The organism is Marinospirillum insulare DSM 21763 (assembly GCF_000686905.1).
GTDB lineage: Bacteria > Pseudomonadota > Gammaproteobacteria > Pseudomonadales > Halomonadaceae > Marinospirillum > Marinospirillum insulare.
The window spans coordinates 1-10824 of record NZ_JMLW01000045.1 but is presented as its reverse complement, the minus strand read 5'-3'; the positions used below and the strand labels follow the sequence as shown (position 1 = coordinate 10824).

Annotated in this window: 16 protein-coding genes; 5 read left to right on the top strand and 11 right to left on the bottom strand. The window is 40.8% G+C overall.

The annotated features are described in order from the left end of the window. From BP27_RS0112820 to BP27_RS0112805, 4 genes are all read left to right on the top strand, one after another. On the top strand, positions 1 to 290 hold a 290-nt coding region (locus BP27_RS0112820), incomplete at its 5' end, for an IS30 family transposase (RefSeq protein WP_027851882.1). Next, a complete protein-coding gene (locus tag BP27_RS0112815) occupies positions 287 to 475 on the top strand; it encodes a hypothetical protein (RefSeq protein WP_027851881.1) in 189 nt (62 codons plus the stop codon). The genes BP27_RS0112820 and BP27_RS0112815, both read left to right, overlap by 4 nt. An 83-nt stretch (positions 476 to 558) precedes the next feature. Further along, a complete protein-coding gene (locus tag BP27_RS0112810; RefSeq protein WP_027851880.1) occupies positions 559 to 777 on the top strand; it encodes a hypothetical protein in 219 nt (72 codons plus the stop codon). Positions 778 to 830: 53 nt separating this feature from the next. After that, entirely contained in the window at positions 831 to 1049 is a 219-nt protein-coding gene (locus tag BP27_RS0112805) for a hypothetical protein (protein ID WP_027851879.1), read from the top strand. A gap of 27 nt (positions 1050 to 1076) precedes the next feature. Here the strand turns inward: BP27_RS0112805 and BP27_RS0112800 are convergent, their stop codons facing one another. From BP27_RS0112800 to BP27_RS17035, 11 genes are read right to left on the bottom strand one after another with little or no spacing between them, the layout of a single operon-like run. Beyond that, positions 1077 to 2681, bottom strand: coding sequence for a hypothetical protein (locus BP27_RS0112800; RefSeq protein WP_027851878.1), 1605 nt, complete (start codon positions 2679 to 2681; stop codon positions 1077 to 1079). 25 nt (positions 2682 to 2706) lie between these two features. Beyond that, positions 2707 to 5310: a TraC family protein gene (locus BP27_RS0112795; RefSeq protein WP_027851877.1), complete on the bottom strand. Its 2604-nt coding sequence runs from the start codon at positions 5308 to 5310 to the stop codon at positions 2707 to 2709. Continuing rightward, on the bottom strand, positions 5310 to 5858 hold the full coding sequence (locus BP27_RS0112790; RefSeq protein ID WP_036240313.1) for a TraV family lipoprotein: 549 nt from the start codon (positions 5856 to 5858) through the stop codon (positions 5310 to 5312). Before BP27_RS0112790 ends, BP27_RS0112795 begins: the two co-directional genes overlap by 1 nt. A gap of 1 nt (position 5859) precedes the next feature. Further along, a complete protein-coding gene (locus BP27_RS16860) occupies positions 5860 to 7194 on the bottom strand; it encodes a TraB/VirB10 family protein (protein WP_051610576.1) in 1335 nt (444 codons plus the stop codon). Next, entirely contained in the window at positions 7187 to 7906 is a 720-nt protein-coding gene (locus BP27_RS0112780) for a hypothetical protein (RefSeq protein WP_027851875.1), read from the bottom strand. The genes BP27_RS16860 and BP27_RS0112780 overlap by 8 nt, the downstream gene beginning before the upstream one ends. Continuing rightward, on the bottom strand, positions 7906 to 8472 hold the full coding sequence (locus BP27_RS0112775; protein ID WP_084324603.1) for a TraE/TraK family type IV conjugative transfer system protein: 567 nt from the start codon (positions 8470 to 8472) through the stop codon (positions 7906 to 7908). Before BP27_RS0112775 ends, BP27_RS0112780 begins: the two co-directional genes overlap by 1 nt. Beyond that, the gene (locus BP27_RS0112770; protein WP_027851873.1) at positions 8472 to 8759 is read right to left on the bottom strand and encodes a type IV conjugative transfer system protein TraL; all 288 of its coding nucleotides are present in this window, start codon (positions 8757 to 8759) and stop codon (positions 8472 to 8474) included. Before BP27_RS0112770 ends, BP27_RS0112775 begins: the two co-directional genes overlap by 1 nt. A 5-nt stretch (positions 8760 to 8764) precedes the next feature. After that, a complete protein-coding gene (locus BP27_RS0112765) occupies positions 8765 to 9082 on the bottom strand; it encodes a TrbC/VirB2 family protein (RefSeq protein ID WP_051610575.1) in 318 nt (105 codons plus the stop codon). A 26-nt stretch (positions 9083 to 9108) separates the two neighbouring features. Beyond that, positions 9109 to 9531, bottom strand: coding sequence for a lytic transglycosylase domain-containing protein (locus BP27_RS16855; protein ID WP_051610574.1), 423 nt, complete (start codon positions 9529 to 9531; stop codon positions 9109 to 9111). Further along, positions 9524 to 10291: a hypothetical protein gene (locus BP27_RS0112755; RefSeq protein WP_027851871.1), complete on the bottom strand. Its 768-nt coding sequence runs from the start codon at positions 10289 to 10291 to the stop codon at positions 9524 to 9526. The genes BP27_RS16855 and BP27_RS0112755 overlap by 8 nt, the downstream gene beginning before the upstream one ends. Further along, a complete protein-coding gene (locus tag BP27_RS17035; protein WP_084324602.1) occupies positions 10284 to 10493 on the bottom strand; it encodes an OmpA family protein in 210 nt (69 codons plus the stop codon). The genes BP27_RS0112755 and BP27_RS17035 overlap by 8 nt, the downstream gene beginning before the upstream one ends. Before the next feature lie 93 nt (positions 10494 to 10586). Here BP27_RS17035 and BP27_RS0112745 point away from each other — a divergent pair. Continuing rightward, positions 10587 to 10824 (top strand): helix-turn-helix domain-containing protein (locus BP27_RS0112745; RefSeq protein ID WP_027851517.1); only part of this gene is annotated, 238 nt, incomplete at its 3' end.

Genomic DNA, 10824 nt, shown 5'->3' with positions numbered 1-10824 from the left:
CGGCAGATAATGGTAAAGAGTTTGCTGAGCATCAAGCCATTGCAAAAGCACTGAATTGTGACTTTTACTTTGCAGACCCTTATGCTTCTTGGCAACGTGGATTGAATGAAAATACAAATGGCTTAATACGTCAATACTGCCCCAAAGGTTCATGCTTTAAGCACTTAGATGATGAGCATTTTGAATTCATTATGCATCGTTTAAATAACCGACCTAGGAAAACACTTGGAATGAAAACACCAAATGAAGTATTGTTTGAAGAATTACAGGCTGTTGCACTAGCAAGTTGAATCCAAGATTTGAAAGGCAAGCCTATAGCCTATTAAGCAAAGAGCTTACCAAAGAAGATTATAACGAAGAAATAGACTCACTTGCCGATAAAGCTATTGATATTGTTTCTGAAGCAGACAATGTAATAGATAAAGTAACAGATGAGAATATTTTTAATGACCCCTATGGCTCTGAAGGTCTATAAACCTTTTTATAGTTGTCACCCCTGCCTTACCTATTTATGAAAACAGCCATTTTGGGCTTGTTACACATGAAAAGGTATGAGTTATGGCTATACGTATAATGATTGGCACTATCACTCAAGCGCAAAAAGAAGCACTAATCAATTTAAACAACCATGTTGTTTCGTTTATTAATGTTTCTGGCCAAGATGCCGTGCAAATCAAATACAGAACAACATGCGAAAATGATAGGCAGTTAGTATCAGCTGCACTAAATGTTTTGGAGGGCAGTAAGATTTTAGCTGCAATTCAAAAACTAGAATAAATTCACCCCGTCAGCAATGACGGGTACTTTATTGTCTTGGGAGAAGATCAGCTATGAACCATTCAGAACTGCACATAGTCAGTGCTGGTGAGTTGTGTTTTACAATTAACCTAGAGGAGTTTAGCGGCTTAACAGACGTTGAGCTAGCTCGTATCCCAGACCTAGAGTTTCACCTAGTTGATGTATCCAGTAACACAGCTAACAATCCTGTAAGGGCAATATTTTATTGCCCTGAAGCTTTAAATGATTTTTTGAACCAATTTAAAGCCTAGAATTTAGTCAATGTATAGTTGATCACGCTAGCCACTCAACTCATCCAGGCTTTCCATAGGGAAACTATCATTTTGGTCAGCTTGGAAACTTTCCTTATTGGTTTCCACCACAGTTTCCATAGTGTTTCCCATCATTTCATTAAAGGTAACTCCTTGTCCTACAAGGATATTTTTTGGAAACTCTGTTAACTCAACTTTTTTATAACTTTCTTTATGGAAACTCGGTTTCCTTTTCTTATCAGAACGGTAAACTGATTGTACTGCAATCTCGTACCTAGTTTCCTTGGGGTAAATGCTTCTTTCCACCTCGGGTAATTCCATAATCAGCACCCCAGCAAACACCTTATCCCCTGCCCGAATGACCCACAAAGGTTGTGATGCTTTTACCTTGTTTTGACCGGTTAGCGTTTCTGCATCCAACACTAGCCAGTCTTTAAATTCATTCAACTCACACAAAGCTTTTGTAATAGGCGACATAGCATCAGAGGTTTTAATTACACCCTGACACACACCCAACGCATTTAACTGATCTTCAGTTAGTATTTCTGTTATGCGTTCAGCTAGCCTTCTTTCCATCAAATAAAGCCGGTTACCTTTTCGCCAGCCAAGCGACTTAACACCTTCTTGTAGCCCGTAATTTTGAAAAGAAGTTTCTGCTATGGCAGTTTTTAGTGCCTTTAATAACAAGGTACCTGAGCTCCCCCCAGCAGTTAAATCCGTCTTGGGGTTTTCTTCTGGCTTAGGTGCTTCTTCTATTACTGGCTTAGGTTCTTGTGAGTTTGTAACGATTACAGATTCTACTGCTTCTTCAGCTTGGTAACTTTGCAAAACGTCTTTTAGTTTTTTGATTAGCTCCAAAACAACACTACGATCTGTTGCAGCTAAATAGGGCAAGCTAATGGGTATGCTTTCTACGCTATCTTGGTACTCAACAGCCAGGGCAATCACATCACGCTGGTTGGCCTCTAGCTTCCACCAAGCATCCAGTTGCCGTATTGTTTTTGCACTAGCATAAGGCACTGCATCTTTCGATAACCTGCCTAAACCATGTGCCGCTACCACTAAAACCAGTTGGCTATCAGCGTACTTGGTTATGGCCAGATCAATTAAATCCAGCGTGTACTGGTAAAATGAATCGCAAGTATCGGTATCCGATGCTGATTGTTGGCGTTTATTTGTTGCATGGTAGTTAAGAATACCTTTTAGCAGTGGCTGGTGTGCTTTATCTATTTCAGAAGGCCAAACGTATCTATTACTAGCCAGTTTTAGTTCTTGTGGTGCGTACACCTCACCAATGGTTACCGTAAGGCCACGGTAAGCTGGCTTTTGCTTTGAATTGCCTCTAAAAACAACTTTTTTAATGACAACAAACGCAATGGGCAACATTAAGCCGACCGCTGAACTAGCAGCAAAGACACTTCCCCAGCTAACGATTGAGTTTTTTATGTCATCCATTAAATAGCTATTTAATGTCAAAAGGGTTAGGTCAACCGGCACAGCATGATTTAAAAACCCCAGCCAATTTTCGTATTGGCTGGGGTTCATTGATAGGTACAAAAATGCACCTATGGCTAAATGCAAAATTGTTATTGTGATGATGCTACGCAGCAGCTTTGAAGAAATACCAACCATACTCAAATCCTTCGTCTTTCGAGGGCTAGTCTCTTTCTAGCTCACCATCAGCATAAAGCGCTAGGGCTTGGGCTAGATCTATACCACGGTCTTTTTGTATTTTCTCTAAGTTAGTAATGTCCTGTGCTTTAGATGAGTAGGTTAAGTAGCTGTATTTATCAGTTATGAACCTGAACAGACCCGAACCGGTTTCATGCTGCACATAAAGCTCTGAAAAACCGTTACCAGGCGAAACGGTGGAAATCAGGTCATAAATCATTCCATCATCCTCACCCATTTTTTTGTGCTGCTGACCATAAGCTAATGATTCAGGTGTTTGCTTTAAGATAAATCGCCAAGATGATGATGCATAAGCGGCTATTGCAGCTTCAGACATATCCGTATCGGCAAAACCTTGAGTTATAAACCCTGCCGCACCAAAGTATTTTCTAATACGTCTAAACGCGGTTTCAATCACCTTGGCTGGCCTTGGGTCGCTAAATAAATCCCAAGCTTCATCTGTCAGCATCAGCTTGGGTAATGAACGGTCACCCAAGTACATATCTCGCGTGGTTTGTGCCATTAGCAGGGTAAGGACAACGGTACGCAAATCTGGGTCGTTATTAAGCTCATCCAGTTCTAAAAGTGTTACTGGATTAGATAAGTCTAACTTAGGTTCACCGTTAAACCAGCTTCCAAGCCTGCCGCTAGCATAAGGCTCCAGCTGAACCGCTAGGTTTGCATAAATCTCACCCTTTTCTGCATGGCTATCAAACCAGTTTTTAATGTCTGTTAGCTCCATTTTGAGTCCAATATTTGCATGGGTCTCAAAAATAGCTTTTTCAACTAACTGATATTCATAGTTACTAGGCTCATCCTTAGGAAATGCCATTTGCGATACAACGTCTTTCAACAAAGGCATCATTTCCGCTAGGTCTTGTTTTGACATCCCCCAAAAAGGGTTAAGGCTTCTTGGGTTTAATGGGTCAAAGCGTATTTCTGTACCACCCATCAACGCAACCAAGTCTTTATAAGAACCACCGGCATCAATAATGCGTACCATGCCACCCCTGCCCCGAATATCAGACACAATTTCGTTGGCAAAAAATGATTTACCCGCACCAGAGGTAGCTATTACTGCAAAGTTGTAATTTGTGGGGCTTTCAAAAATATCAATGCAGGCTAGTTGGCCACGTCTACTAAGTAATAGCAGACCGTTAGCATAAGGATATTGTGTGCCATCTTCGTCTTTCTTTATGATTGGTACATTGCCACCCCAATCAGACTGCACAATCGCTGCAGTAGCGGCATTTAAGCTGGTCAGGGGTTGTGCCCGTTGAATCCCCTCTGTAGGCAAGTCAATTCTTGGATTGTATGCCCAAGGCAAACTAGCTTGCCAGACAGGTAAGGAGATATTGGTTTCACGAGTCGCTTTAAACTCAGTTTTTTTCCATAAGCCGGTTAAGTACTCAGCATCAACGATAGCTCTTTCTGGCGTTGAGAATATATTGATACCCGTAAACATCCGAACACCCACCAACTTGCCACGAGTATTTTCTAAAAATTCTTGCGTTTCATTTCTACGCTGAAAAATGTGCGGCACCATCGATTTGTACCACTCACTATCTGATAAACACTGCTTAGATACTAAACCCAGCTTAAATGACATTTGATCACGTAATGCTTCAGGATTAGGTTTATGAATGGTTGTGTACATCCAGAAAGGCGGTGCAATGCGATCTGTACGGCTTTTCATATTGCCCAATAAGTCACCGGTCATGTATAGGCGCAAAACACTCGGATACCTGTCAACGGTTATCGGTATCACTATTTTTTTATTGTCATTGTCTGCAAAAAGTAAATCACCGTTGGATCTAACGGTTAGCTTTGTTTGTCGTTCAAAACAAGCATCCCTAAAGTTTTTACCCTTAATTTGTGTTGGGCAGGTACTTTTTAACTTGTTAGGTGCAATTTGTGGGTTACATAACTCACGTAGCAAAGCTAATACATCGGCTTCATTTAGTAGTGATGGCCACAACCCCATAGAGTCAAGCGAACCTTGAACACTATCACGGTATTCATCAACTTGCTTACGCCATGTCGCTACTTCAGAAGCATGCTCTGGATCTTTTTGGTAGGGGATATTAATGAAAAGATAACACTTCATATCACGGGGATGTTGCTGCTGGTCAGGTAGTAAACTGCTGTTAATGGATGCATTTTTAAAATGCGCCATTCTGCGCTTAACCATTTCTTCAATAATGGGGTCTTTGTTGTATTTTAAGCGCCGCTCTTTCCACAGCTCTATCGTAAAATCAATATCAGGTGTTGAATGCATTGCAAACTGGATAACGGCATCATCAGGCGCACGACTAATCAAAGTTTCTAGCTGCTCCTCCATGTCTTTACCGGCCACAATTGCTGGCGACAAACCAAACCCAAAACCTAGCTGCAAACGGTGACCATCATCGGTAACAGCATAGCCATCTTCGAAATCATGGTAAGGCAATAAAAAATTGGGACTATAGTGTTCCGTTAATGCTTTTGCCGCCTGTATCGTAAGTGCATCATCGCCATAGCTAGGTGCAGCACCTGATAAAGCACGGCGTAACTTATGTTTTGCTCTACGAAAATTAGTTTTAATTGGCATTATTTTTCCTTAGGCAGCTCTACAAGCTTCTGCCTTGGCTGTACCCTATTATTGCTAACATCTTCTTTTTCTTGTTCTTTTTGAAGGTTGTAAGGCTCTAGTTGTAACGTTTTACCTAGTCCCCCGTTCTTGCGCAGCTCACCCATTGTCCAGTGCCCAGGAATGGTTGCGTACATAAACTGACCACCCATAAGCACAGGATCAGCCTGCGTGTATGAATCAAGGCTGGCTTGCCAAGGTGCAATCCATATACGTACTGGCTTAGGAGGCTGGTAAACTGGCTTATCTGTTAATCTCAACCCTTGGTAGGCTTTAAATGATTGAACGCCTAGATTTGATTCTGATGCTGTATTTTTAGGTTTTGAACCTTTGCCCTTAGCACTGTATTCAGGAAAAACTGTTTCATGGTTTCCAGCATTTTCTACAGCGGCTTCATACGCATCATCTAGTCCATAGCACTCAGTACCTAATTTACAACTATGGGTTGTTGAGCAACCTGTTAGTACCACTGCCATTGTTATAATGGCCATTGCTGATTTGTTTAACATTTTATTCCACCAACTCATCTGATGACTTCCAATCTAGGTTTTGCCCTGTTTGAAATACAATTGATGCCCTACGACCAGCATCAATTTCAATAACAGGGAAAATGCTATCTGCTTCAGCTATGTACCTATCAGCTAGTTTGGACATTGCGCTATCAAAGCCACTCCACGCGGCCATGTTTGCAGCATCACCCTTATCTAATTTTGACATTACACCTGCACCAGTAATTATTTGTTCAGAGTTTTGTGCTGAAACGGTCATTATTTTTGCAATACCTTCAGCAAAACCGGCCAGCATAGCTTTACCTAGCAGCATCCCTTCTCTTCGCTCTACTGTGCCCCTTAAGCCCAATTTACCGTCACTATCAACCAAGTAACCCAGCACCGATGCAGATAAAATATCGCCAGTAGTTTCTTGGACACAGCTCAAGCGTGTGGCTTGCAGGTAAACTCTGCCGCTAGACAACTCACCATAACCACTGGCAATGGCAAAACAGCTTTTAAGCTTGTAAGAAGCCATGCCCGGCAAAACAGCATCACTTTGCAGGCGTAACAGCGTAGGCTGTGGGTTAGATTGTGTTTGTTTACCAGCCCCAAAATCTGCACCAGTTAATAGCGTAGCTTTAGCAAAACTGCCTTCAGGTAAATAATTATTAACACGCCGATTTGTTTTCTGAGCTTTTGGAGGCTGACTACCCACCAAAACATTATTACCACCTTTTGCATCACCCTTTATAATAATGGGTGACCTTACAATAGGTTGCTGTGTAGCCGTAGAACTGCTAGGCAAGTTTGAGCGCCCATGCTTATCCTCATCTTTATTGATATATATAGGCGGTGGTGGTGGTATTTTTGGAACGTTATTTTCATTAACAGGTATATGTACTGTCCCATCAATCACTTTATTTTTATTGTCTAATTTACTTAAAACCAATTCATTGTTTTCTTCCAGTTGCTTTTTATAACGCTCCATTTCTAATTTATTTGCAGCCTTTTCTTCAGCTTGTTGCTGTTCTAGCAACTCTAATTTTTTTATTAAAGCTTGTTCTTTAGCAGCAGCAGACTCACGCTCCACCTTTCTTTCTTCCCTAATCTCACGCAAGTTAGTTTGTATATCACGTAAAACCTGCCGCTCATCCGTGTTTAACGGTGTAGCATCAACAAATTCTGGTGCTTTACGCACCTTATTTGCTTGTTGTGATCCACCCTGCATAACAATAACTAAAAACATCACAACGATTAGAAGTAGAAAGTACATCAGCCATTTGAACTTAATTTTTTTAGCAAACGCAGTAGCAGACTGGAAGTTAATCGCTTTTATTTTGTTTTTTTTACTCATCTTTAGCCTCCAACACAACCAATGTAGGATTATGCTGCTGACTAACCACATCACCATCTATCGCCAAAGCAACCACACTTTCATTGTATAAGTCACGTGGTTCAATATTGATCACATTATTTGAAGCCAGACGGTAGACTCTGACCCTATAGCCACTACCATCGAACATAGCAACCGGCATTAAATCCAACTGATTCAATTGGTCAGCAGGTTTCTTATCACCAGTTTTAGGCGCTAAAATAGCTTTAATGGGTAGCAGATTGTCTGACCTTATCTCAAAGCCGGTCGGGGTTTTATTTTGAAAAGCTTGAACAAAAACATCCGCTATCCAGCCATCATCAGGGCGATTAACACTGGCTGGCTTTACTTGCGTATCATCTGCTTGTGCGAATCTAAAAACAGCACCTTCAGGCTTGGATGATGGAATTAAATTAACGTTAAATGCTCTACCATCAATCAACTGAACAAATACAGTGATTGGTCGCGCCCCTTGAGCTGGCTTTATCAGTAAGCCGTAATTACCTTGGAGTGATACTGGGTCTTCAGATAACTGTGCATCTGGCGGTAAAACGATTTGTGAGTAAGGTACTGGAAACATCAGTCGGTTGTAGCCAACGGTACTCACCATCATTTCATAGTTATCTGTCTTGGCAACCGCTAGGCTAGCGTTAAAAGCTAATAGTAAAATTAGTAAATGCACGACTTTACGCATTATTTTAACTCCTTAGCTTTAAACGAAGTGATCTTGGGAACCTGATTCTTGTTGTTGTACTCCAACTCATAAATCATTTTTGTGCTTTTACTCACTTCAATGCCCTGATACATACGCAACAACCCAACAACCTGAACCGTATTTCTAGCACTGCTTACCTTGGTTTCTTCAATAAAAAATGTTTGCGCTTCTTGAGTTTCAGATTTTTTATTGCCGGTATCCAAAATGGATTTACCAATTTTGTTATAAAGTGCTGGTGATAGCCTATTTACAAATCTTGCATGTTGCTTATCAGCATTTTTATTAGACCAAGTTGTATAGTTGGTTACGTCTGCTGCTGCAATACTTTCAAGGTAACCAACGGCATCCGATAGCCCATCCTCTTTAACTGTTACATAACCATTGTTAGCCAAATAGTCATAACTAACTAACCGAACCGGCATACTATTCGATGCCTTTACCAAGGTGACTGCCAACACTATACTGATAATAATTAATACCAGTGTTGTTAGCATCCATGCCCTTGACACCCTGTATTGATTTTTGAGTATGTTTAAATATCGCATTATTTATAAAACTCAAGAATTAGCGGATTAACCCCATGTTTGCGTAGCGGTGAATCTAAATTCATACCAATACGCCATAAAATATGAGGTACTTGCCCTTCCTTTTGCCCCTGCCTTAACTTTTTTGCATATTTCAGGACCACCACAGAGCCAATCACACCAAACAATAGATTTCCCATTAATATGGTTGCACCCAGTATTAGCATGGCAACTACCATGTCGATAATCTCCCATGCAAAAAAAGGTACGGGGCCATCCAACTTTGCAGGGATTTTATACTTGTCCATTTTTACTAAGGGCCTATTGCACTAAAGGTATCAAAAATGGTTTCTATTAAGAAGGGACCCAAACCAAAAACAGCAGCGATGGCTAAACCAGTTAATGCAGGCCAAGCGCTTGATTTTGCAAGTCCTATTAGCCCCCCAAGTAATAAAGCTATTAAAGCCACCGCTTTACCTAAGCTGCCGGTTATTAGGACTTTGATAGAATTCATGAAGGGTTCAAATTCAGTATCTAAATCATTTGCAAACGCAAAACTAGGAAAAGTCGTGATAGCCAGCGCACACATAAAGTAGAAAGCCTTGTTTAATTTGGTTTTAATCTCATACATTCATGCATTCCTCATTTAAAATATATTTACTGTGTTTTTTGACCGCTAAAGGGAGTTAAAGCCTTGTAGATTTTGATTACCTGTTCAGCATACTGCTGCCCAATAACCGTATTCTTTTTCCCTGTATTGTAGACTGCTAATGCATCTGCCCAGTTTTTATGCTGGTAGAAGTTAACTGCTAATATCCATGTTCCTACAGCAATATTGACGCATTCATCTTCTATTAAAAGGTTAACATCAATATTTTGCTTGTGAAGCGTTGGCAACCACCATTCATTTATTTGCATTGCCCCAATATCACATGATCCATCGGTATTAGCGCAAACCTTACCTACTCCATGATTCCCTCCACTTTCTTTAATTCTGACTGCCTGAATAATTTGATGCGGCACACTGTATGCTTCTGCATACTGGTAAGCACAAACCGGCAAAGGTGTTACATCAAGCATCACTTTTTACCACTTCATTTTCAGCTTGGTGCTTTTCATTCAGTTCACGCTCAGCTCTTTGTTTGCGTGATTCAAAAATTTTATTTGGAATAATGGCACATTTTTTTAAAGCAGTTAGCTGTACACTGGCTTCTAAACGCTCTTCAAACTCTCCAGGCACATCAGGTATCGGCATTTTGCGTAGAGTGCTGCTTACACCACCACTCACCACCACAAAATCCTGAGGCTCCAAGCTTTTTATTAGGTGAGCTTTATGTTGAGGTACAACCACAGGAATAATGGCTGAAGGTTGACTCAACTCCCCCTCATTACGTGTAATAGGTCGCTCTATCTGTAAAAACAGTACAAAAGGCTGGTGATCTTTAGCCGGTGGCTGTATGCCTCTAACTAGGCCACTCATAGTAAAGTCAGAAAACAAATGCTTCGCTACTTCATCAGGCTTTATTTTGTGGCTTAACTTACCAACCTGTACACCACTGCACACCAGATTTAACGTACCTATGGGCGTTTTACTGCCCATAGAATAATAAACGCGACCCAACAAATTACCCGTCAATTCTAAATAGGCATCATCATCTATGGCATCAAAAACATGCACTAATCTGTAGGGCACTCTAACAATCACTTTGTTAACATTCTGAATTTGCTTGTTATTTTTTTCTTTATCAATGCCCGTTTCTAAAAGAATCAGTATTGAACCACCATCACGCTTGGGTGGCTCACGGTAAATTAACCGACCCTGCAATAAAAAACTATTCATTTAAGTACACCTCAACACGTCTATTTAGTTGCCTACCAGCTTCTGTTTCATTGTTTGCAATGGGTAAATTCATCCCCTTACCCTCTACTTCAATAGATAGCCCCTTGTGCTCCAAAATAACTTTTTTTACTGCTAATGCTCTTTTAATAGATAGTTTAAAGTTCACATCCTCACTACCTACACTGTCGGTATAACCCTGGATTCAACTCTCAAGTGCAACTCATTAAACTAGGATTGGATGGCAAGCTGCTGTAGCATCTTATGCTTTTCAATCGACCAAGAATGAGAAGCAAACATGAGACACTACACACAGCTCACCAGAGAGCAACGATACCAAATATCTGCCCTGCTTGATAACAATTTAACCCAAACTGAGATCGCTAAAACGCTTGGTGTTCACAAATCAACCATTAGTCGAGAGCTTAAACGTAATACAGGCAAACGTGGATATCGGCCTAAACAGGCTCACGAATTTACCGAAGAAAGGATCAAACAACGCTCAAAAAAACGCTTTATTGAGCCTATTTGGGGTG